At 66.2% G+C, this 21,874-nt stretch carries 18 protein-coding genes; 7 read left to right on the top strand and 11 right to left on the bottom strand.

Translation table 11 applies throughout. The annotated features are described in order from the left end of the window. Window positions 1-6: 6 nt before the first annotated feature. From PVW48_RS10290 to PVW48_RS10280, 3 genes are all read left to right on the top strand, one after another. A complete protein-coding gene (locus PVW48_RS10290) occupies window positions 7-1,323 on the top strand; it encodes an RNA polymerase factor sigma-54 (RefSeq protein WP_274581271.1) in 1,317 nt (438 codons plus the stop codon). Between the two features lie 74 nt (window positions 1,324-1,397). Then, entirely contained in the window at window positions 1,398-1,973 is a 576-nt protein-coding gene (gene hpf, locus PVW48_RS10285) for a ribosome hibernation-promoting factor, HPF/YfiA family (RefSeq protein ID WP_012180239.1), read from the top strand. A gap of 38 nt (window positions 1,974-2,011) precedes the next feature. Continuing rightward, a complete protein-coding gene (locus PVW48_RS10280) occupies window positions 2,012-2,476 on the top strand; it encodes a PTS sugar transporter subunit IIA (protein ID WP_012180238.1) in 465 nt (154 codons plus the stop codon). Between the two features lie 11 nt (window positions 2,477-2,487). On the opposite strand, the gene PVW48_RS10275 is transcribed toward PVW48_RS10280, so the two are convergent. From PVW48_RS10275 to cysQ, 8 genes are all read right to left on the bottom strand, one after another. Beyond that, window positions 2,488-3,924 (bottom strand): hypothetical protein, encoded by a 1,437-nt coding sequence (locus PVW48_RS10275; protein WP_012180237.1) that lies wholly within the window; start codon window positions 3,922-3,924, stop codon window positions 2,488-2,490. Between the two features lie 6 nt (window positions 3,925-3,930). Then, entirely contained in the window at window positions 3,931-5,640 is a 1,710-nt protein-coding gene (locus PVW48_RS10270) for a DUF5927 domain-containing protein (protein WP_274581270.1), read from the bottom strand. Then, a complete protein-coding gene (locus PVW48_RS10265) occupies window positions 5,637-6,653 on the bottom strand; it encodes a glycosyltransferase family 2 protein (protein ID WP_274581269.1) in 1,017 nt (338 codons plus the stop codon). The genes PVW48_RS10270 and PVW48_RS10265 overlap by 4 nt, the downstream gene beginning before the upstream one ends. 47 nt (window positions 6,654-6,700) lie before the next feature. Continuing rightward, complete coding sequence (locus PVW48_RS10260; RefSeq protein WP_274581268.1) at window positions 6,701-7,939, bottom strand: glycosyltransferase family 4 protein; 1,239 nt, start codon at window positions 7,937-7,939, stop codon at window positions 6,701-6,703. Between the two features lie 12 nt (window positions 7,940-7,951). Next, complete coding sequence (galU, locus tag PVW48_RS10255) at window positions 7,952-8,845, bottom strand: UTP--glucose-1-phosphate uridylyltransferase GalU (RefSeq protein WP_274581267.1); 894 nt, start codon at window positions 8,843-8,845, stop codon at window positions 7,952-7,954. A gap of 144 nt (window positions 8,846-8,989) precedes the next feature. Next, window positions 8,990-10,222, bottom strand: a complete 1,233-nt coding sequence (locus PVW48_RS10250) for a glycosyltransferase family 2 protein (protein WP_274581266.1) — start codon at window positions 10,220-10,222, stop codon at window positions 8,990-8,992. Continuing rightward, on the bottom strand, window positions 10,219-11,019 hold the full coding sequence (locus tag PVW48_RS10245) for a 3-deoxy-manno-octulosonate cytidylyltransferase (RefSeq protein WP_274581265.1): 801 nt from the start codon (window positions 11,017-11,019) through the stop codon (window positions 10,219-10,221). Before PVW48_RS10245 ends, PVW48_RS10250 begins: the two co-directional genes overlap by 4 nt. After that, window positions 11,019-11,816 carry a 3'(2'),5'-bisphosphate nucleotidase CysQ gene (gene cysQ / locus PVW48_RS10240; protein ID WP_274581264.1) on the bottom strand — a complete coding sequence of 266 codons (798 nt, stop codon included), beginning with the start codon at window positions 11,814-11,816 and terminating at the stop codon, window positions 11,019-11,021. The genes PVW48_RS10245 and cysQ overlap by 1 nt, the downstream gene beginning before the upstream one ends. A gap of 153 nt (window positions 11,817-11,969) precedes the next feature. On the opposite strand from cysQ, the gene PVW48_RS10235 reads away from it, so the two are divergent. Further along, on the top strand, window positions 11,970-12,791 hold the full coding sequence (locus PVW48_RS10235) for an ABC transporter permease (RefSeq protein WP_274581263.1): 822 nt from the start codon (window positions 11,970-11,972) through the stop codon (window positions 12,789-12,791). 30 nt (window positions 12,792-12,821) lie between these two features. On the opposite strand, the gene PVW48_RS10230 is transcribed toward PVW48_RS10235, so the two are convergent. Beyond that, the gene (locus PVW48_RS10230) at window positions 12,822-13,457 is read right to left on the bottom strand and encodes an alpha-ketoglutarate-dependent dioxygenase AlkB family protein (protein WP_012180228.1); all 636 of its coding nucleotides are present in this window, start codon (window positions 13,455-13,457) and stop codon (window positions 12,822-12,824) included. 165 nt (window positions 13,458-13,622) lie between these two features. Here PVW48_RS10230 and dnaK point away from each other — a divergent pair, with 165 nt between their 5' ends. From dnaK to radC, 3 genes are all read left to right on the top strand, one after another. Beyond that, a complete protein-coding gene (gene dnaK, locus PVW48_RS10225) occupies window positions 13,623-15,542 on the top strand; it encodes a molecular chaperone DnaK (RefSeq protein WP_274581262.1) in 1,920 nt (639 codons plus the stop codon). A gap of 75 nt (window positions 15,543-15,617) precedes the next feature. Beyond that, window positions 15,618-16,769, top strand: coding sequence for a molecular chaperone DnaJ (dnaJ, locus tag PVW48_RS10220; protein WP_274581261.1), 1,152 nt, complete (start codon window positions 15,618-15,620; stop codon window positions 16,767-16,769). Window positions 16,770-16,804: 35 nt separating this feature from the next. Next, a complete protein-coding gene (gene radC / locus PVW48_RS10215; RefSeq protein ID WP_012180225.1) occupies window positions 16,805-17,569 on the top strand; it encodes a RadC family protein in 765 nt (254 codons plus the stop codon). Here the strand turns inward: radC and PVW48_RS10210 are convergent. Together PVW48_RS10210 and secA are read right to left on the bottom strand one after the other, a co-directional pair. Further along, window positions 17,541-19,067 (bottom strand): PstS family phosphate ABC transporter substrate-binding protein, encoded by a 1,527-nt coding sequence (locus PVW48_RS10210; RefSeq protein ID WP_274581260.1) that lies wholly within the window; start codon window positions 19,065-19,067, stop codon window positions 17,541-17,543. The two genes, radC and PVW48_RS10210, sit on opposite strands and share 29 nt — an antisense overlap. Then, window positions 19,046-21,772 (bottom strand): preprotein translocase subunit SecA, encoded by a 2,727-nt coding sequence (secA, locus tag PVW48_RS10205; protein ID WP_012180223.1) that lies wholly within the window; start codon window positions 21,770-21,772, stop codon window positions 19,046-19,048. The genes PVW48_RS10210 and secA overlap by 22 nt, the downstream gene beginning before the upstream one ends. Window positions 21,773-21,874: the final 102 nt, after the last annotated feature.

The raw sequence follows: 21,874 nt of genomic DNA, 5'->3' as shown, positions 1-21,874 counted from the left end.
CGCGCGATGCGGCACCGGGAGGGGCTGACGCTCCGGCAGCAACAACGCCTGACCCTGACGCCGGAAATGCGCACGACCCTGTCGGTGCTGCGGATGTCCGCCGCGGCGCTGGAAGAGTTGCTGGTGCGGCAGGCGGAGGAAAACCCGATCCTGAGCCTGCGCCGCCCCGGCCCGCCGCCGGCGGCACAGGTCACCGCCTACGAGGTGGCGCTGGACACCACCGTGGCCGAGGTCAGCCTCGGCGATCACCTGCGGGCGCAACTCGGGCTGATGAGCCTGGCGCCGCCAGTCCACCAGGCGGCCCTCGCCCTGAGCTGGTCCTTGACGGAAACCGGATACCTCGACAGCACGCCCGCCGAGATCGCCCAGGAATGCGCCCTGGACGAGGCGACGGTGCTGCTGGGCCTCGCGGCGCTGCAGGGCTGCGAGCCTGTGGGTGTGGGCGCGCGAAGCCTCGCGGAATGCCTGCGCCTGCAACTGGTGGACAAGGGGATTGCCCCGGCGGTCGCCGCCCGGGCGACAGAGGTGCTCGACCTGTTGGTGGGCAGCGATGTCGCCCGCGCCGCCCGGCGCACCGGCATCCCGGCAGAGGATCTGGGCGCGGTGATCCGGCTGCTGCCGGAGCTTAGCCCCTATCCCGGCCAGCGTTTCAGCCCCACGCCGCAGGTCAGCGCGCCCGACGTGGCGGTGCATTTCCCTGACGGCGCGGGCCCCGAGATCCGGGTGCTGCGCGGCCGCCAGAGCGACCTGGCCCTCGACCCCGAACTGATAGCCGCCGCCAGGCGCGAAGCGGCCGACACGGCACTGGCCCGCTACGGGGCAGAGGCAGAAGCGCTGCACCGGGCGCTTGGCTACCGGGCCAACGCGCTGGAACGGATCGTCGCCTTCCTGGTGGACTACCAGAGCGGATTCTTTCGCGAAGGGGGGGCAGCGATGCGCCCTTTGACCCGCGAGGCACTGGCCGCACGGCTGGGTCTGCACGCGGCCACGGTGGGGCGTGCTGTCGCAGACAAGACCCTGGCCCATGCGGGCGGCGTGATTCCCCTTTCGGCGTTCTTTTCGGCCCGTTTGGGCCCGGAAACGGGCGCTGCGACCAGTGCTTACGGGGTTCAGAGCCGGATCGCCGCACTCGTGGCCGCCGAATCCGAAGACGCGGTTCTCACCGATGGCGAAATAGCGCAGAGGTTGAAAAAGGAGGGCGTTGACATCGCCCGTCGAACTGTCGCCAAATACAGGGGATGCTTGAACATCCCGTCATCCTACGACCGCAAACGGCTGAACGCCGCGGCCCGGATGCGCGGCCGGATGATATCATCCGGGTAATCCCACTTCTTGCAAGTGGCTGTTTCTGCTCCGGATAACCGGACCGGCGCCGCTTGCGCACTCAGGGAGGCACTATGCGCTACCAAATCACCGGAAAACAGATCGACATCGGCGAGGCTCTGCAGCGCCACGTGAAAGCGGAACTCTCGGAGGTTGTGGGCAAGTATGCCGAGCGGCCGACAGATGCCAATGTCGTGTTTTCCAAGGACGCCTATAATCACGTCTGTGAAGCCACGGTGCACCTGTCCACCGGGCTGACCGCGCAAGCCAAGGCCTCGGCCCACGAAATCTATGCCGCTTTCGACAAATGCAGCGAGAAAATGGAGAAACAGCTGCGCCGATACAAGCGCAGGTTGAAGAACCATCACCGGGACCGCACCGAACCCGTTGCACTTTCCGGCGCGTCTACCTATATCCTCGATGGCTCGGAGGGGTCCGATGAGCATGAGCCGGAGACCCTGCAACCAATCATTGTCGCCGAAATGGAGACAACCATTCCGTCAGTTTCGGTCGGGGAGGCCGTGATGCAGATGGAACTGGCCGAGGCACCCGTACTGGTGTTTCGCAATGAGGGACACGGTGGGATCAACGTCGTATATCGCCGGGATGACGGCAACATCGGCTGGATCGATACCAAGATGGACAGCTAACCCCGCCAAGTGACACGGCGGAGACAAGAGCGATCGGAATGGATTTATCGAATTTGCTCGTGCCGGAAGCCGTGAAGGTGATCGGGCATCTGAGCAGCAAGAAGCGCTTGATGCAGGAGCTGAGCGACATCGTCTGCGATGCGTACGGGGTGTGTCCGGTGAATGCCGTGGACGCCCTTCAGGAGCGCGAAGCATTGGGGCCGACCGGGGTCGGCCACGGCGTGGCCCTGCCCCATGCGCGGCTCCGTGACATCGACCGGGTGGTCGGTGTGTTCGTACGCCTCGACAAACCCTTGCCCTTCGATTCGGTCGACCGGCAGCCCGTGGACCTGGTCTTCGGGCTGTTCGCACCCGAAGACAGCGGCGTGGCGCATCTCAAGGCGCTGGCGCTGGTGTCGCGGACCCTGCGCGACCCGAATATCTGCGCCAAGCTGCGGGCCAATGGGGATCCAAGCACGCTCTATACGGTTCTGACCGAAAGCGAGAGCACCCGCGCCGCCTGAGCCTGCCCGGTTCAGGCCTTTGTCGGCGTCCAGGGGCCGAACCCGAAACTGGCGTAATCCACCCCGTAAGCCGCCTGCGCGGCTTTTTCCATGTCCGGTGTATATAGCGCGCCGAGATTGCCAGTCTCGAAGACCACCGGCACGTCCGGTGCCGGGCGCCCGGCGCGCGCGGCGAGACCCGCGAGATCCGTCTGCAGCGTCGGACCATCGCGCAGGATCACATCCGGCATCGCGACCTGGGCCATGCCCTGCAGCACCGTCATCTGCGCCGCCCAGGACGGGTCGATCCGCAGGCTGGTCTGGGCCGCCAGGTTGGGCTTGAGAAACTTCAGAAATCGCAGGAAGGCCTTGCCGATCCGGTCCGGGTCCACCTCGTCGGCCGGGAAATGCTCCGGCAGGGGCAGCTTGTAGGCGGCGATCAACCCATGGCGCAACTCGGCATAGGCCTGCAATCCGCTGGGCAGGATACGGGTGACAAAGGCCGTGTGGGCGCGGGCGACGGGATGGCGCAGCACCGTGAAACAGCGTGCGTTCGGATGCGCCTGGCGCCAGGCGCGCAGGTCTTTCTGGCGCATACCCGTGATCAGTGCGTCCTTGGGCACCCCGTCCAGCGCGGCCATCCAGGCCAGCACCGGGTCGGGCTCCGGCCCCGCCATGGGCAGATAGAGCAGCCCCGTGTCGGGACAGGCGACATAGCTGGGCACCGCGGGTCCGCGCGGCGGCGCGGAGGGGGGCAGATGGTCGATCCCGAACGGGTCGAGCCCCGCCACCGCCGCGCGCAGGACCGCCATATCCGTCACCTTCCCCTCCAACGGTTCCGGGTTCTGGCGTTTCAGGGTGCGTTCGGGGCGTGCAAGCCGGTGAGGCGAGCCCAGATAGGCCAGCGCGCCATTGATCACCTCGATCTGCTGCAGATCCTCGTAGCGCAGGGTCAGCGCGGTCTGCCCGGCGCGGGCCAGCCCTTGCCGCACGGCGGTGAAGTAATCGGTCTGATCCGCCAGGAAAGTCGCGAAACCCGGCCCGTCGAAATCGATGGCGGGTGTGTCGATCTGGCCCTTGGCGTCCGTGAGCACCCATTGGTTCGACGCCAGCGCCCGGCAATAGGAGACATAGCTGTCCAGTGGATTGCGCGTCAGGATGATCTTGCCCGCGCGCGGGTCGGCAAGCGCCCGGTCGCGCACCCGCTGGTCATGATCGTGAAACAGCCGAAACCCCGGCAGGCCCACGGTTTCTTCCCGGATGCGCGCGATCAGGGCGTCCGGGTCGGCCTCGCGCTGCGCGAGGGTGAGGCCGAGGAACGACTCCTGCCCCTCATGGGCGATGAAATAGGGGTTGTAGAGCTCGCCGTAGCAACGCAGGTCCGGCGCGGCGTTGAGGTTCCGCTCCAGGTAGTTGGAACCGGTGCGCATCCCGGCGAAGATCACGAAATAGTCGAAGCGATCGGGCATGGCGGGTCAAGTCACCAGATAGGGTTTGGCGGGCGTCGTCGGCTGACCGAGCCCCGCGGTGTCGAGCGGGAAATCTCCGGTCAGGTAGGGCTTCATCCCGGCGTTCTTGAGCGCCTGCAGGAAGCCGCCGAACCCCGCCAGATCGACCAGCGGCGGGGGCGCGGCGAGGCGGCGCTGGGACACCGGCGTCATCTGGTCGAGCACGTCCTGAAGCTGCCCGACCGGGTCGGCCACGAACTCCGCCAGGGAGGTGACACGCACCCGACTCGGCAGGCCCCGGCGGCGCAGCTGGCCGAGGAAGTGGTCCTCGACCTTCTGCATCCAGGCCGCCTCCCGCCTGGCATCGCGGAAGGGCAGGTCCGACCGGAAAAGTTTCAACGCCCAGGCCCCGGTGATGATCGAGATATGGGCGTTGGGGTCCCACATCATGTAGTCATTCAGGTCCTGCCGGTCATAGGGGGCAATCTGGAAACACTGCGGCTCCCCGCGGCTGTTCCAGATCAGGTTGGTCAGGAAGGCCTGCGGGTTGTAATCCCGCAGGCTGACCGCATCCGACAGACCGCCATTGAAACACCGCACCCCCTCGGCGAATTGCACCTCGGTCCAGTCGAACAGATGCCCGTGAACCCGAGCGCCGCTGCGTTGAGCGAGCCAGGGCGCGAAGCCCTCGATCACCTCGTCATAGCCCTGGAAGGCGAAATAGGGGGCTGCGGTCTTGCCCGACTGCCAGGTGTCGCTGGGAAAGCGGCTCTGCATGAAGAGCCCGGGTCGCCCTTCGCGCCCGCGCTGCATCGCCTCCTCGAAGGTCTGCTCGATCCGGTGCGGGTCGCTCGGCCCATGCTCTGGCGCGCCCAGCGCGGGGTCGAGCAGTTGCGCATAGAGCCTGTCGGCCCGGGGCCAGACCTTGCGCAGCAGGAAGCAGTCCGACTGGCCCACCAGGTCGAGATGGTCGTCGTAGAACACGAAGGGTTTGCCCTGGGTGTCGAATTTCGACAGCATCAGAGACCGGCTTTCGATCTGCGTGGAGACCCGGCGCACGAGGGTCTGGAAGTAGGACTCGTCCGGGATCCAGACGCGGGCGAAGTACCGCTCGAACTCTGCCCGGCGGGGGTCTTCGAGGATCGCCTCCAGGCTGCGGCGGGTCAGGCACCACCATTGCGAGCCCAGATGCGGCACGAGGCCCTTGGGTACGCGGCGGCGCACGCCGAGACGGCGCTGGATCTCGACATACTTGTCGAAGAGCTTGCGCCGGGTCCGCCAGGAGAACGGGAAGCGCAGCGTGAAACGCTCCTGCTGCAGGCCGCCGATGGTCCAGGGCACGTCCGAGACGGTGACCGATTCGATGAAATCCGTGTCCGGGTGCGCGCCGAGGAAATCGAGCAGCCGGTCGAGCGGGCGCAGGGGCAGGCAGTCGCCCGAGACCAGCGAGACATGGGTGACCTGCGCAAACCGGTCGAGCAGGGCCTGCGCCGCGTCCAGGGTCGCAGCCACCATGGACCAAAGGCCCCAGCCGCATTTATGCACCCGCATCAGGTGCACGAGGGGCTGGTCCGCCAGCCGGGTCTGCAGCGCGGTGAACTCCCCCTGCGGGGTCTTGCGGTCGATATGGATCACAACCGGGCAGTCGAAGCCCGCGAAGTAGCGCGCGAGTTGCTCGACACGGCCCAGCTCCGCATGGGCAAGCATGACGAACCCCAGTTTGACCGGCGCGCTCATGCCCAGCTGCCCTTGGACAGAAGGCCGAGGATTTCGAGTTGCCGCCAAGAGACGTATCGCTCCGACATCTCGGTCCAGAGCGATGGCGCGCCCTGCTCGGTCAGGGTCTCGGCATAGGCCTTGTATTCGCGGCCCTTGGCGTAATGTTCCTGGCGCACGACCTCCTCGGCGGATTTGGCCACGAAGGTGTCGAGGAACTTCGTGTGCAACAGGCAGCCCGAAATCCGCTCCCCCCCGCCGGTCTCGTAGACACGGTTCAGGCCGCGGGGCAGCAGCATATGGGTGCTGTCCACATAGACATAGCCGCGATCCCATTTCACCAGCGGGATCTTGTTGAGCGCCGGCGCCGCCTCCGGCGTGTCGGTGAAGAAGGTGCGCGCCCGCGGCCCGCCCTGGATCCACAGGTTGCCGAATTCGGGATTCTGCGAGATCGTGTAATTTCCGCTGTCGAACCAGCAGGCCAGCTCAAGCGGGTTCTGCCCCTCGCGGTAGGTCACGCTGTCCAGCGGCCCCTTGGGATAGAGGTCGAGCAGCATCGCAGGCAGCGCCCGCAGCCGCGACGCCTCCATCCAGTCGGTGAGCGCGCGCAGGGGCCGGGTTTCGCAGAAGGGATAGATCAGGAACTCGTCCACATCCACGGTCAGGCACCAGTGCTTGTGGCCGTATGTCCGCTGCAACCAGGTCAGCCAATCCACCCCGTAGCGCGCCCGGCGGTAGCTGTCCGGCGTGGACCAGAGCGAGACATCGGGCTGATCCGCCAGGTAGCTGGTGGAGCCGTCGTCGGAGCCGTTATCGACGATCAGGAAGTGGTCGATCCCCTGCTTGCGGTAGTAATCCAGGAAGTAGGGCAGGCGGATGCGTTCGTTGCGCAGGGTGACGAAGGCGAGGATGTCGGACGCGCCGATCTCGCCCGTGCGGTTTTCAACGACCGTCAGTTGGCGTCGGCGGCGAAAGCCGCGCCAGAGCAAGCGCTTGCGCCGCAGGCGCCTCTTGTACTGTTCGATCACGCTCACGCGGTTCGGTGCCTCGTCATCGCCTCTGCGACCGCTTCTGGCTGCGCTCAGCCGAACACCCGGGCGAAGTGCTGCTCCCAGGTGAACCGGTCCAGCAGGGCCTCCACAGCGGTCGGATCCGGTTTTGCACAACCTTGCTTAATTTTTGATGTCCAAGCGTAGCTGTCCCCGGGGGCCACGTAAACGGGCAAGGCCCCGAGGGTCTCGCGCAGCACGGGCAGATCGCTGCAGATCACCGGCACGCCCAGGGCAATGGCCTCCAGCGGCGGGAAGCCGAAGCCTTCGGCCACGGTGGGAAACAGCAGCGCCTCGGCCCCTTCGATCAGGCCCGCGACTTCCGGATCCAGGGCATCGTTGATCTCGTGGATATGAACACCGCGCAGCGGGTCGGCGTCCAGCGCGGCGAAGACCTTCGCCGGATACCAGCCGCGCGCACCGCAGAGAACGAGGTCCGGCATGGCGCTGCCCGTGGCGGTTGCCTGCCGCCAGATCTCCAGCAGGAAGGTGATGTTCTTGCGCGGCTCCAACGTCCCCAGCGCCAGCATGTAGGGCCGGGTCAGCCCGTGCCGGGCGGGGGCCTTGGCGTCGGGCTCCGGCAGGTCGAGCCCGAAGGGCGCCACGCACCAGCGCGCGTCCTCCGATCCAAGCCCCAGGTGGCGGCACCCGGCCTGTTGCACGGCCCAGGTGGCGGTGATGATCCGATCCGCATGTGTGCGCATCGCGCGCAGGCGCTTGTCGAACCGCGCGGCGGAGGCCGGGGTCACGAGATCGGGAAAGTCGCAGGGAATGGTGTCATGCAGCACCATGTCGATCCAGCTGCGGCGCAGACCGCGCAGGGCCATCGCGACCGGGCCATCGAAATTCGTCTCGCCCACGTTCAGGTAATGGGCCCCGTCGGGCAGGCATTTGCGCAGCATCCGGCCCAGCCCCGAACGCGGCGCCCGCGCGATGGAGAGCGCGCGCAAGGTCGTCTCGACCCCCGCGCGCGCCTTGGAGCGGTGGCGCGCCAGCCGGGACAACAGGTCCGGACGCCCCCAGGAGATCGTTTCATCGGCCACGGCATCGCAGAGCGGCTGCAACCCCGCGCGATCGAGCAGCAGGTAGCCGAAGACAGACCGCACCAGCCCATAGGGCATGTCCGGTTGCGACAGCACGAAGCGCAGATAGGCCGCCTCCACCCGGTCGACGCCGGACAAGCGCCTGTCCCCGATCCGCGAAGCCAGCCGTGTCACGTCGAGCAGCAGGGGCAAGGGATCCTGGTTCAGGCGCATGCCCTCCGCCGCCATCGGGGCGCGAAGTTACTCGGCCGCTTTGCGCGCGAAGGCCAGCTCCTGCAGGAAATCCGACAGCTCGTCGCGCAGATCCGGCCGCGCCAGGGCAAAGGACACCGTCGCCTGCAGAAACCCGGCCTTGGAGCCGCAGTCATACCGCTGGCCCGAAAAGCGGAAGCCGTAGACATTGTTCTTGTTGGTGATTTCCTGCGCAATGGCATCGGTCAGCTGGATCTCGCCCCCGGCGCCGATCTGGCCCTTGTCGAGGTTGTCGAGAACCTCCGGGCTGAGAATGTACCGCCCGATCACCGCCAGGTTCGAGGGCGCGTCTTCAGCCTTGGGTTTCTCGATCATGCCCTTGACCCGCACCACGCTGCCCATGTCCTCTTCGACATCGACGATGCCATAGGCCGACGCCTTGTCCATGGGCACTTCCATGGTCGCAACCATGTTGCCGCCAAGCTCCTGGTAAGCCTCGACCATCTGCGCGAGGCAGGGTTTTTCGGCGGCGATCACGTCGTCAGGCAGGATCACGGCGAAGGGCTCGTTGCCCAGCAGTCGCCGCGCGCACCAGACCGCATGACCGAGGCCCAGCGCGCGGGTCTGCCGCACATAGGCGATGGCGCCGCTGTCCATGTTGGTGTTGCGCAGGATCTCCAGCAGCTTGGTCTTGCCCTTATCCTCGAGCGTTTGTTCGAGTTGAGGGGCGGCGTCGAAGTAATCCTCGAGCGCGCTCTTGCCGCGCGACGTGACGAAGATGAACTCCTCGATCCCCGCCGCCCGCGCTTCGTCGATCGCATACTGGACGAGCGGACGATCCACCAGGGTCATGATTTCTTTCGGCACCGACTTGGTGGCTGGCAAAAATCGCGTGCCCATACCAGCAACGGGAAAGACAGCGGTTTTGACACTACGAGACATCATGCGTTCCTATTCAAATATGACCTGTTGGCGACCGCATTTTGCACGGTATCGGACGCAAAGCACAACAGCCAGCGCCGCCCCAGGTGTGTTCTGTTGTTGCATTGCAGCATTGTCCGACAACACATGCCTTGGGCTAACGCGTCAAACCCTAACATGGTTCCCGACTCGGATGTCGCTATATTCCGCCTGTAAATGGTCGAGAACATGACGATTGGCTGTCATCTGACGCTTTGAAAGCGGGAGGTTGTGCAGCCAAAGCCCGGGTGCGCGGAAAACCACCTGCGGACGCGACAGGCGCCCCGCCGGGATCACGACCGTGGCCACGCCCCCGGCCTCTGCCGCTCTTTCTGCAGCTGCGAAGGCGCGGGGGTCCCCGCGCCCCTGGGCAATCAGCCAAACCGCCTCGACTGCTCCGGCGGAGGCGCTGCGGGCTGCGGCATCCTGGGAAAACAGCCGTCCGGCCTTCTCGAAAGATGTCTCGGGAGGAGGGACCGGTACGCGATTCGCCTGGGCCACCCCACGGTCGAAACTGCGCAGGAGCGACCAGACCTGATCGGGCAGGCACCGCCCGGCGACCATCGCCCGCACAAGGCGCGTGCGCTGCCGCTCCCGGTGGGCGGCGACGGCGTCCGCCACCGCGTCCGGCGCGTGGGTTGCCGCAAAGAGCGCCGCGCTCCGCCCGACCGCGACCAGGCTGCGGGGCAGGCGATCCGCGCGCCGGTAGGGCCCCGGCGCAAGGCTGTGATGCACCTGGGCCCGGGGGGCATAGGCGACCCCCTGCCCGGCGGCGGCGAGCCGCAGCACGAGATCGCTCTCGTCCAGGAAATAGCGAAACCGGGCATCGAACCCGCCAACCGCGCGCAGCGCCTTGGCGGCCACCGCAAAATTCGTCCCCATCGCCCCTGGCACGGCACCGTCTTGGGCAAAAACGTGGCCCGGCACCTCCGGCACGGGGGTCATCGGCCGCGACAGCCCTTCGGGGGTCAGCCACTCGCCGCGCCACTGGAACGCCAGCCCATCAGGTCCGCGCACATATCCCGCCGCAAGCCCGACGCCCGGCACCTGCAGGGCCGCGATCAGCCCCGCGAGCCAGCAGGGCTCTGCCACCGCATCATCGTCGAGAAATGCCACCACCGGGGCGCGCGCCGCCGCCACGCCCGCATTGCGCGCCGCGGCGATATTCGCGGCCTCGAAGGGCGCGAACCCCACCCGCGCCAGCCCCGGCCCAGCCACCACCGCTTGCCGTGCGGCACGGTCGCCCACCACGATCACCTCGAACCGCGGGCAGGTCTGGAATTCCAGCGACAGAAGGCAGCGCGCAAGCTCCGGCCCGCGACCGCGGCTGACGATGACGACACTCGCCTGCGGCGTCACGCCTGTCCCATCTTGGTCAGCATCGCCTCGATCCGGGGCACGTCCTCGGGGTTGTTGAGCTCCCAAAAGGCGCGGCCGCGGCCCTCCACCTCGACGCAGAGCACCTTGCGGCCGTTTTCGAGAAAGCGCAGCTGCTCCAGCCCTTCGAGGGTCTCCAGCGGGCCGACCGGCCAGGTACCGTACGCGACCAGCGCATCGGGGCGGTAGGCATAGAGACCCACATGGTGAAAGACCGGCGTGGGCGCGTCGGGCGCGTAGCTGTCACTGGTAAAGGGGATCACTTCCTTGGAGAAATAGAGCGCGTGATTGTCCCGGTCGAACACGGCGGTGGTCCCGCCCACCCGGCCCGCGCGGCGATCCTCCAGAAACCCGGCCAGGGCCGCGCCGTCGCAGCGCAGCACCGGCGTGGCCAGCGCCGCATCCGGGGCCGCGCGCAGCCCCGCGACCAGGTCCGACACGAACCACGCCGGGGTCAGGGGCGCGTCGCCCTGCAGGTTGACGACGATCTCGGGGGAGATCCCCAGCACGGTCAGCGCTTCGGCGCACCGCTCCGTCCCGTTGCGGCAGGTATCTGAGGTCATCACCGCCTCGGCCCCGAACCCCTCGGCATGACTGCGGATGCGGTCGTCATCGGTGGCCACCACGACCCGGTCCACGCCCTCGGCGGCCATCGCCGCGTCCCAGCTGCGCCGGATGAGCGAGCGGGCAACCCCCGTGGCCCCACGTAACTCCACCAGCGGCTTGCCGGGATAGCGGACCGACGGGTACCGCGCCGGGATGACCACCAGAACCGACATCAGGCGGCCTTCAGGTCCACGCCCGGGGCATAGGCGATGAAGAACGGGTTGGCATAGTCGGCCTTGCCATAGGTCAACGGCGTGTGATCATCGAAACGCACGACATGACCACCCGCGCCCAGCAGCACCGCGTGCCCAGCGGCGGTGTCCCATTCCATCGTGCGGCCGAGGCGCGGATAGAGATCCGCCTCCCCCGTCGCCACGAGGCAGAACTTCAGCGAAGAGCCGGCGGAGGTCATGTCCTTGACCCCGTACTTGCCGATATAGTCGTCAGTGGCCTGATCCCGGTGGGATTTGGAGGCCACCACCATCAGCGCATTATTGTCCGGCGTCGCGACCGAGAGCGGTTTGACCGTCCCGACGGTGTCCTTGTCGAAATCGCCGGTCTCTTCGACCGTGGTGCCATCGGCCTGCGTGAAGAACAACCGCCCCTTGGCAGGTGCGTAGACCACCCCGCGCACGGGCGTGCCGTTTTCCACATAGGCGATGTTGACGGTGAAATCGCCGCGGCGATGGACGAATTCCTTGGTACCGTCCAGCGGGTCGACGATGAAGAAGCTGTCCGCGGTCTGGCTGTGGGAGGCGGCCTGCTCCTCGGTCACGCAGAGCACATCGGGAAAGGCCGCCTTCAGCCCCGCGGAGATCAGCGCATCGGCGGCCTCGTCGGCGGCGGTGACGGGGCTGTCATCGGACTTGGCGCGCACGTCGAAATCGTCGGAGGTGTAGATCTCCATGATGGCATCCCCGGCCTCCAGGGACAGCCGGCGCAAAACGGGCATTACGGTCTCGAAATCCATCAAAAACTCCTGTGTCGCGATCGAACGGGGCGGCGCGGCGACCGCGATCATTGCCCACATGCTTATTTTTTCTATGCTGGTGCCTTAAACGATCCGCAACCATTGTGTTGTCATGTCGGACAGAGTGTCACTGGAAGGAAACGGTCGCAGCCGGTGTTCTACGTCAAGGAAAGCTCGTCCTCGCTGGCCGGGGCCTATCGCACTCTGACGCTGATCTATCACGCCAGCGTGCGGAGCGTGCGCATCACCCATGGCAATGCCATGATGAGCCTGTTCCTGAACGTGTTCCAGACCATCGTCTTCGTGATGGTGTTCTACCTGATCTTTCAGTTGATGGGCATGCGCAGCGCAGGTTTGCGCGGCGATTTCATGATGTACATCCTGACCGGCGTGTTCCTGTTCATGATGTTCAACAAGACCATGGGCGCGGTCTATGGCTGCGAGGGGCCGACCTCGCCGATGATGAAGCATCGCAACATGAACACCATGATCAGCATCGGCGCCGCCATGCTGAGCAGCCTGTACATTCAGGTGCTGTCGCTGTTGATCGTGCTGGTTGGCTATCACCTGGTGACCCACAATGTGGCGATTGCCGACCCCGGGCGCGCGGGGCTGATACTGCTTCTCACCTGGCTCAGCGGGGCCGGGATCGGCATGGTGTTTCTCGCCGCGAAACCCTGGGCGCCCGAGGCGACCAAGACCGTGCAGATGATCTTCAGCCGGATCAACATGTTCGCCAGCGGCAAGATGTTCGTGGCCAATACCCTGCCTGCCTTCATGCTGCCGCTCTTTGCCTGGAACCCGCTGTTCCATCTAATTGACCAGATGCGCGGCGCGGTATTCATCAACTACCTGCCCCGCAACACGAACCTGGACTACCCGCTCTGGCTGATGGTGGCGTGCCTGATGATCGGCCTGATGGGAGAGTTTCACACCCGCCGCCGCGCTTCGCTGAGCTGGTCCGCGGGCAAATAGGGGCGGTGCGGGACAGGGCGCGCGCCGCTGTCAGGTGACCACACGGAGGGTCAGGTTGATCCGCCCGCCTTCGGGCAGGAGCGTGGAGCTGCCCGGTTTGATCCGGTCGATCCCGTGATGGATCAGCCGCGCCTCTCCGCCCATCACCGCGACGTCGCCCGATTCGAGCCAAAGCGATTCGGTCGTGCCCCCACGGCTGGTGGACCCGACCCGGAACCGCGCTGCATCGCCCAGGGACACCGACAGCACCGGCTGGCTGAAATCGGCCTCGTCCCGGTCCTGGTGCAGGCCCATCTTCGCGTGGGCATCGTAGAAATTCACGAGGCAGCACTCAGGCCTGCGCGCCTCCGGCACGAGCCTGTCCCAGATCGTGAGAACCGAGTTCGGAATATCCGGCCATGCGCCCCCGCCCGGATGCGTCGGCGCATAGCGATAGCCTTGGCGGTCGGACACCCAGCCGAACCGTCCGGCCGCCGTCATACGCACCGACATCGCCTTGCCCGACGGGGTCACCGGGCGATAGAACGGTGCCGCCCGGGCCACCCCGCGCAGATCCTCCACCAGGGCTTCCTGCGCGGCGCGGTCCACAAACCCCTTGTAAATCGCGACCCCGCGCAGGCGCAAATCCGGCGCAATAGCATCGGGCACAATCGGCTTTTTCTCCATTTCTGACCCTTTCTGCACCGGGGGGGCGCTTGCAGCACCCCAACCCCCTCCTTATATACGCCGAGAACTTGATCGCGGGCCCCGTGATCTTTCAGGGATCGGAGACGAGAGGCCGCTCACGGATCTTGCCTCCAAACAATCGCCTAGATGAAAGGGAACATCGCAATGGGTAAAGTCATTGGTATCGACCTCGGCACCACCAACTCGTGCGTTGCCATCATGGACGGCTCGCAACCGCGGGTCATCGAAAACTCCGAAGGGGCGCGGACCACGCCCTCCATCGTCGGCTACACGGACGACGAACGCCTCGTGGGCCAGCCGGCCAAGCGCCAGGCGGTCACCAACCCGGAAAACACCGTCTTTGGCGTCAAGCGCCTGATCGGGCGTCGGTTCGACGATGCAGATCTGGAAAAAGACAAGAAGAACCTGCCCTACGCCGTGGTGAACGGCGGAAACGGCGACGCCTGGGTCAGCGTGAAGGGCGAGAAATTCTCTCCCGCGCAGGTCTCGGCCCTCATCCTGAAGAAGATGAAGGAAACCGCCGAAAGCTATCTCGGCGAGGATGTCACCCAGGCGGTCATCACCGTCCCGGCCTATTTCAACGACGCCCAGCGTCAGGCCACCAAGGACGCGGGCAAGATCGCCGGCCTCGACGTGCTGCGCATCATCAACGAGCCGACCGCGGCGGCGCTGGCCTACGGCCTCGACAAGTCCGACACCCAGACGATCGCGGTCTATGACCTCGGCGGCGGCACGTTCGACATCACCATCCTGGAGATCGACGACGGCCTGTTCGAAGTGAAATCCACCAACGGGGACACCTTCCTCGGCGGGGAAGACTTCGACATGCGGATCGTCAACTACCTGGCCGACGAGTTCAAGAAAGAGCATGGCGTCGACCTGACCAAGGACAAGATGGCCCTGCAGCGCCTGAAGGAAGCCGCCGAGAAGGCCAAGATCGAGCTCAGCTCCTCGACCCAGACCGAGATCAACCAGCCGTTCATCTCGATGGATCCCAATGGCGGCCAGCCCCTGCACCTGGTGATGAAGCTCACCCGGGCGAAGCTGGAAAGCCTGGTGGCCGACCTGATCAAGGCCTCGCTGAAGCCGTGCAAGGACGCGCTGAAGGATGCCGGGCTCAGCACGTCGGACATCGACGAGGTTGTTCTGGTCGGCGGCATGACGCGGATGCCGCGGGTCACCGAGGAAGTGTCGAAGTTCTTCGGCAAGGAGCCGCACAAGGGCGTGAACCCCGATGAGGTCGTCGCAATGGGTGCGGCGATCCAGGCCGGTGTTCTGCAAGGCGACGTCAAGGACGTGGTCCTGCTGGACGTGACGCCCCTGTCCCTGGGCATCGAGACCCTGGGCGGCGTGTTCACGCGTCTCATTGACCGCAACACGACCATTCCGACCAAGAAGTCCCAGGTGTTCTCCACCGCCGAGGACAACCAGAACGCCGTGACGATCCGCGTGTTCCAGGGCGAGCGCGAGATGGCGGCCGACAACAAGATGCTCGGCCAGTTCAACCTCGAAGACATCCCGCCCGCCCCGCGGGGGATGCCGCAGATCGAGGTGACCTTCGACATCGACGCCAACGGCATCGTCTCCGTGTCGGCCAAGGACAAGGGCACCGGCAAGGAGCAGAAGATCACGATCCAGGCGTCCGGCGGTCTGTCCGACGAGGAGATTGATCAGATGGTGCGCGACGCCGAGGCCAATGCCGACGCCGACAAGCAGCGCAAGGAACTGGTCGAGACCAAGAACCAGGCCGAGAGCCTCGTGCATTCGACGGAGAAGTCCCTCGAAGAGCATGGCGACAAGGTCGATCCCTCGACCGTCGAGGCGATCGAACTGGCGGTCTCCGCGCTCAAGGAAACGCTGGAAGGCGACGATGTGGGCAAGATCAAGTCCGGCATCCAGAACGTCACCGACGCGGCCATGAAGCTCGGCGAGGCGATCTACAAGTCGCAGCAGGAAGCCGCGGGGGAAGAAGCCCCCGAGGCGGATGGCGACAAGGCACGCGAGGTCGATGACGACATCGTGGACGCCGATTTCGAAGACCTGGACGACCGGAAGCAGGGCTGAGCCCCGCGAAACGGACCCCTGCGCCGACCCGTGACTTGCGGGTCGGCGCGTGCGTTTAAGTGAAGGAATCCGGTCATGGCCAAACGCGACTATTACGACGTCCTGGGCGTGTCCAAGGGGGCGTCTCCCGACGAGATCAAGAAGGGCTTTCGCAAGAAGGCCAAGGAGCTGCACCCGGATCGGAATTCGGACAACCCCAATGCCGAAGCGCAGTTCAAGGAGGCCAACGAGGCCTATGACATCCTGAAGGACCCCGACAAGAAGGCCGCCTATGACCGCTATGGTCACGCGGCGTTCGAAAACGGCTCCGGCGGGCCGCGCGGGCCCGGCGGCTTCGGCGGCCAGGGACAGGGCGATTTCGCCTCCGCCTTTTCGGACGTGTTCGAGGATCTCTTCGGCGATTTCATGGGCGGCCAGCGGGGCGGCGGACGCCAGCGGGCCGCGCGCGGCTCGGACCTGCGCTACAACCTTCGGATCACCCTGGAGCAGGCCTTCATGGGCATGCAGAAAACTATCTCTGTCCCCGGCACGGTCAGCTGCAGCGCCTGTGACGGCACAGGCGCCGAGGGCGGCGCGGAGCCCGTGGTCTGCCCGACCTGCTCCGGCATGGGCAAGGTGCGCGCGCAGCAGGGCTTCTTCACCATCGAGAAAACCTGCCCGACGTGTTCTGGTATGGGTCAGATCATCAAGAACCCCTGTCAGGCCTGCCGAGGGGCCGGGCGCGAGGAAAAGACCCGCGCGCTCAGCGTCAATATCCCCGCAGGCGTGGAAACCGGCACCCGGATCCGGCTCGCGGGCGAGGGCGATGCGGGTGTTCGGGGCGGTCCGTCGGGGGATCTCTATATCTTCATCGAGGTCGAAGAGCACCGGATCTTCCAGCGCGAAGGCCTCGACCTCTATTGCCGCGTCCCGGTCAGCATGACCTCAGCCGCGCTTGGCGGCGACGTGGAAGTGCCCACCATCGAAGGCGGCCGCAGCCGGGTGAAGATTCCCTCCGGCAGCCAGTCGGGCCGGCAGATGCGCCTGCGCGGCAAAGGCATGCCCGCCCTGCGCGGTGCAGGCACCGGCGACATGTTCATCGAGCTGGCGGTGGAAACCCCGGTCAACCTCACCATGCGCCAGCGGGAGCTCTTGCGCGAGTTCGAGGCCGAGAGCCAGGACAACCAGCCCGAGACCTCGAAGTTCTTCAAGACCGTCAAAAGCTTCTGGGACGGGATGAAGAGTTAACCTTTCGGAAAGCATCGCGCGGCAGGGTAGCCCCCATGCCGCGCGCCCATGCCTTTCACGAATCCCCCCTGCCGCTCTTCGGTGACGCACGCCCTGTGGCACCCGCCCCCGCGCGGCAGGAGAAAACCCCATCCTACCTCAAGGATCACCGCAAGCGTTTGCGCGAACGCTTCCTCGCGGGCGGGGCGGAGGCGATGCCGGATTACGAGTTGCTGGAGCTTGTTCTGTTCCGTGCCATTCCCCGGCAGGATGTCAAACCGCTGGCCCGGCGCCTGATCGAGGAATTCGGCGATTTCACCCATGTTCTGGCCGCCCCCTTGCCCCGGCTGCGGGCCGTGGACGGGGTGGGTGAGGCCGTGGCGCTGGAGCTGAAGATCGTGGAGGCCGCCGCCCATCGGCTGGCCCGCGGCAAGGTATTGCAACGCCCCGTGGTCTCGAGCTGGGACGCCTTGCTGGAATACTGCCAGACCGCCATGGCCCACCTGGATACGGAACACTTCCGGGTGCTGTATCTCGACAACAAGAACGTGCTGATCGCGGACGAGGCGCAGGCGCGGGGGACCGTGGATCATGTGCCCGTCTATCCGCGGGAGATCGCCAAACGCGCGCTGGAGCTGAACGCCTCGGCCCTGATCCTGGTGCACAACCACCCCTCCGGCGACCCCACCCCGTCGGAGCAGGACATCACCATGACCTACGCGATCCGCGACGCGGCCGAGGTGCTCGGCCTGCGGCTCCATGATCACCTGGTGATCGGCAAGTCGCGGGAGGTCAGTTTCCGCGCGGAGGGCTACCTGTAGCGGGCAGGCGCCAGACATCGATCCGCCGGTTCATCGACGCGGCCCATGGCGCATCGGCGCAGGCCACGGGCAGGGCCGGCCCCAGGGCCGCCACCTCGATCTCCAGCGGCGCGCGCCCCCCGCGCAGCGCGGCAAGCTCGACCAGCAGCTGACCTGCGTCCGCCTCCGCCTGCGCGCGGGTCGGGGCATGGGCGGCGAGAAGAAAACGTCCGTCTTCGGCCTCCGCCAGCGTCTCCAGCGCCGCCGCCGACAGGGCACGACCGCCCCGATCCGCGGCATCGGGCCGGAAGGTCAGGCCAAGCTGGGTCGCCTGCCCCAGCCGTCGCGCCACCTCCTGCAGGCGCGGCAGATCCGCATCCGAGGCCCCGGCCAGGGCCCGCAGCACCCGCGCGGCGAGGTCCGAGGCGACCGGCGCCAGTGACGGTTGCGCAAACCCTGCCCGGTCCAGAACGCGCCCGGCGGCCTCGCTGTCCAGAAACGCCAGGAAATCGGCCAGATCCAAGGGCATGCGCCGCTCCGGCAAATAAGCGGTGAGCGGCATCGCCCAGGGGTAGCGCCCCAGGGTCAGGGCCGCACGCGTGGGCGCATGGGTGAGCCCGCAGGCCCCGGCCAGCGGCAAGGCCTGCGCCGGGCCGCGTTCTGACAAGGCGACGAGGCCCAGGCCCGAGGGCTGCTCCCGCACCACGGCGGCCAGGCCCGCACCCTGTTCGTGGTAAGTCACCGGGGCCGCGGGCACGGCCCCGTCCGGACGCAGCTTGACCAGATCCCCGCCATGGGCCCGGGCATGGAGCCGCAGCGGCCCCTCGGCAAAGCCCAGCGCGCGCCAATCGGGCGCGGACATATCCCAGAGGGCCAGCACCTGTGCCGGATCGACCGGCTGCCGTGGACGACGCGGCGACGTCACCGCCACCAGCGCATCCCAGGCCAGAACCCGCTCCTGCCCCGGCGCGGAAAGATCGCCGAGCCCGGCATCCCGCGCGACGCTCAACTCCGCCTCCGAGATCAGCCGGTCCGCGAGCACCATGTCGGCCTCGCCCACGGCGAGATCCGCGAAGCCTTCGCCGCTCAGGGCGAGGCGCAGGGAAATGGGGAAGCGGCGCGACGAGGTGTCATCGCCCAGCGCGAAACGGATATGGGTGGCGTCCAGGTCTTCGCGCCGCAGCGGCAGATCCCGCGCCCGGGCATAGGCCTGGATCAGCGCGGGCAGAACGACCGCGCCGGGTCCGAAAGCCGAGGTCACCGCGAACCCGGTCGTCTCGTTCGCCGCCGGGCAGGCCGCCCCGGTGCAGTCCACCTGCGCCGCGGACAGGGTCAGCACCCCCTCGGGCGCGTCGACGCGGTAAAAGCGGCCATCGAAAGCCACCAGATCGCCGGTCACGGAAAACCCGTCCGACCGTGCGGTCAGCGTCACGGGCTCGGCCAGGGCTGCCCCCGGCGACAGGCAAGCCGCCAGGACCAGCCCGGCGAGACGGGCGCTCAGGTGTAGCGCCCGTGGCAATGCTTGAACTTCTTTCCGGACCCGCAAGGACAGCGGTCGTTGCGGCCCGGGTTGCCCCATGTGGTCGGATCGCTCTCGACGAAGCCCTCCGCGGGCGTGCCCTCCTCGGCCTCCGCCCCTGCCCCGGCCATGGCCGGTTGCGGCTGGCGCGCAGCCTCGTTCGCCGCCTGGGCCGCGGCCTGCTGGGCCGCGATCTGGCGCATCATGGCCTGCTGCTCTTCCTCAGTCAGGGGGCGGATCTTGCCAAGCTTGTCGGTCACATCCACCCGCAAACTGTCGAGCATGCTCTCGAACAGCTGGAAGCCCTCGGTCTTGTACTCGTTCAGCGGGTCGCGCTGCGCATAGCCACGGAAACCCACGACGGAGCGCAGATGCTCCAGCGTCAGCAGATGCTCACGCCATTTCTGGTCGATGGTCTGCAACAAAAGCTGCTTCTCGATCCGGCGCATGTTCTCGACACCGAATTGCGCCGCCTTGGCCGCCATGAACTCGTCGGAGGCCTTCTCCAGCCGCTCGCGAATGATCTCGTCATCCACGCCCTCTTCCTCGGCCCATTTGATAACGTCGGTATCGGCGCCGACCTTCTCCAGGATCGCGGCATAGAGCCCTTCGACATTCCACTGGTCCGCATAGGATTTCGGCGGAATGAACTCGTCCACCAGGTCGTTGATCACCTGGTGGCGCATGTCGCGGGTGATCTCGGCCACGTCGTCGGTTTCCATGATCTCCATCCGCTGGGAAAAGATGGTCTTCCGCTGGTCGTTCATCACGTCGTCGAATTTCAGCAGCTGCTTGCGGATGTCGAAGTTGCGCCCTTCGACCTTCGCCTGCGCCTTCTCCAGCGACTTGTTCACCCAAGGGTGCACGATCGCCTCCCCTTCCTTCATGCCGAGCGAGCTGAGCACCTTGTCGAGCCGTTCGGACCCGAAAATCCGCATCAGGTCGTCTTCCAGAGACAGGAAGAAGGCCGACCGCCCCGGGTCGCCCTGACGCCCCGACCGGCCGCGCAGCTGGTTATCGATCCGGCGGCTCTCGTGCCGTTCGGTGGCCAGCACGAAGAGGCCCCCGGCCTCCAGCACCTTGCGCTTGTTCTCGGCCACCTCGGCCTCGATCCGGGTGCGGATCTCGTCTGGGTTGGCCTCAGGCGTTTCGGCCAGCGCCTGCAGCACGCGCATCTCGACATTGCCGCCGAGCTGGATGTCGGTGCCGCGCCCGGCCATGTTGGTGGCGATGGTCACCGCGCCCAGCTTGCCCGCATCGGCGACGATCTGCGCCTCCTGCTCGTGCTGGCGCGCGTTCAGCACGTTGTGCGGCACGTCCTCTTTCTTCAGAAGCTGCGACAGGTACTCGGACTTTTCGATCGAGGTCGTGCCGACAAGGATGGGCTGACCCTTGGCATGGGCCTCCTTGATGGTCTTGACGATGGCGTCGAACTTTTCCTGCACGGTGCGATAGATCTGGTCGTGCTCGTCCTCGCGCTGGATCGGGCGATTGGTCGGCACCTCGACCACGCCGAGCCCGTAGATCTCGGCGAATTCCTCGGCCTCCGTCGCCGCGGTCCCGGTCATGCCGCCCAGCTTGTCATAAAGCCGGAAGTAGTTCTGGAAGGTCACGGATGCGAGCGTGACGTTCTCGGGCTTGATCTCGACGCCTTCCTTGGCCTCCAGCGCCTGATGCAGCCCCTCGGACAGGCGCCGCCCCGGGGTCATCCGCCCGGTGAACTCGTCGATCAGAACGACCTCGCCATTGCGCACGATATACTGCTGATCCTTGTTGAACAGCTTGTGCGCGCGCAGGCCCTGGTTGATGTGGTGCACGATGGTGGTGCTCTCCGGATCATAGAGCGACTGCTCCTCCGGCAAGATCCCCAGCGCGTGCAGCCGGTCCTCGAGGAACTCGTTGCCCTCGTCGGTGAAGCTGACGCCCCGGGTCTTCTCGTCGATGGTGTAATGCTCTTCGACCAGCTCGGGGATCACCTTGTCGATGGTGACATAGAGGTCGCTCTTGTCCTGGCTCGGGCCAGAGATGATCAGCGGCGTCCGCGCCTCGTCGATCAGGATCGAATCGACCTCGTCCACGATGGCGTAATGATGCCCTCGCTGGGACATTTGGCTCAGCTCGGACTTCATGTTGTCGCGAAGATAGTCGAAGCCAAGCTCGTTGTTGGTGGCATAGGTGATATCGGCGGCATAGGCCGCGTGCTTCTCATCCTCTTGCTGGAACGGGACGACCACGCCGCAGGTCATGCCCAGCTGGGCATAGACCTTGCCCATCCACTCAGCGTCCCGGCGGGCGAGGTAGTCGTTCACGGTGACGATATGCACGCCCTTGCCCGTCAGCGCATTGAGATACGCCGGCAGGGTCGCCACCAGGGTCTTGCCCTCGCCGGTCTTCATCTCGGAAATATTGCCCTGGTGCAGGAAGATCCCACCCATCAGCTGCGTGTCGAAGGCCCGCAGGCCCAGCGCGCGGCGGGCCCCCTCTCGGGCGTTGGCGAACGCCTCCGGCAGCAGATCGTCGAGGCTCTCGCCCGCCGCGATCCGCTGCTTGAATTCCTCGGTTTTCGCGATCAACCCGGCGTCGTCGAGGGCCTGAAACTCAGGCTCCAGCGCGTTGATCTTGGCCACCAGGGGGCGTACCGATTTGACCTTGCGATCGTTCGGCGTGCCGAAGACCTTTTTGGTGATGGTTCCAAGACCCAGCATTGTCGATTTCGTACTCCGGTTTAGGCCGTCTCGACCTATCGTGAACTCTGCCCGAAGCTCCGCGCTTGCCCACGCCTCGGCTGCGGCTTACAAACGGCATCA

The organism is Dinoroseobacter sp. PD6, assembly GCF_028807315.1.
Classification (GTDB): domain Bacteria; phylum Pseudomonadota; class Alphaproteobacteria; order Rhodobacterales; family Rhodobacteraceae; genus Dinoroseobacter; species Dinoroseobacter shibae.
This window is presented reverse-complemented; position numbering and strand designations above follow the sequence as displayed.

Bases quoted from the DNA above. Each gene is read 5' to 3' on its own strand.
- cysQ (WP_274581264.1), bottom strand. From the start codon at position 11,816: ATGGATTTCGAGACCGTAATGCCCGTTTTGCGCCGGCTGTCCCTGGAG.
- PVW48_RS10280 (WP_012180238.1), top strand. From the start codon at position 2,012: ATGGATTTATCGAATTTGCTCGTGCCGGAAGCCGTGAAGGTGATCGGG.
- PVW48_RS10230 (WP_012180228.1), bottom strand. From the start codon at position 13,457: ATGGAGAAAAAGCCGATTGTGCCCGATGCTATTGCGCCGGATTTGCGC.
- hpf (WP_012180239.1), top strand. From the start codon at position 1,398: ATGCGCTACCAAATCACCGGAAAACAGATCGACATCGGCGAGGCTCTG.
- PVW48_RS10275 (WP_012180237.1), bottom strand. From the start codon at position 3,924: ATGCCCGATCGCTTCGACTATTTCGTGATCTTCGCCGGGATGCGCACC.
- PVW48_RS10260 (WP_274581268.1), bottom strand. From the start codon at position 7,939: ATGGCGGCGGAGGGCATGCGCCTGAACCAGGATCCCTTGCCCCTGCTG.
- radC (WP_012180225.1), top strand. From the start codon at position 16,805: ATGCCGCGCGCCCATGCCTTTCACGAATCCCCCCTGCCGCTCTTCGGT.
- dnaK (WP_274581262.1), top strand. From the start codon at position 13,623: ATGGGTAAAGTCATTGGTATCGACCTCGGCACCACCAACTCGTGCGTT.
- secA (WP_012180223.1), bottom strand. From the start codon at position 21,772: ATGCTGGGTCTTGGAACCATCACCAAAAAGGTCTTCGGCACGCCGAAC.
- PVW48_RS10290 (WP_274581271.1), top strand. From the start codon at position 7: ATGCGGCACCGGGAGGGGCTGACGCTCCGGCAGCAACAACGCCTGACC.
- dnaJ (WP_274581261.1), top strand. From the start codon at position 15,618: ATGGCCAAACGCGACTATTACGACGTCCTGGGCGTGTCCAAGGGGGCG.
- PVW48_RS10270 (WP_274581270.1), bottom strand. From the start codon at position 5,640: ATGAGCGCGCCGGTCAAACTGGGGTTCGTCATGCTTGCCCATGCGGAG.
- galU (WP_274581267.1), bottom strand. From the start codon at position 8,845: ATGTCTCGTAGTGTCAAAACCGCTGTCTTTCCCGTTGCTGGTATGGGC.
- PVW48_RS10245 (WP_274581265.1), bottom strand. From the start codon at position 11,019: ATGTCGGTTCTGGTGGTCATCCCGGCGCGGTACCCGTCGGTCCGCTAT.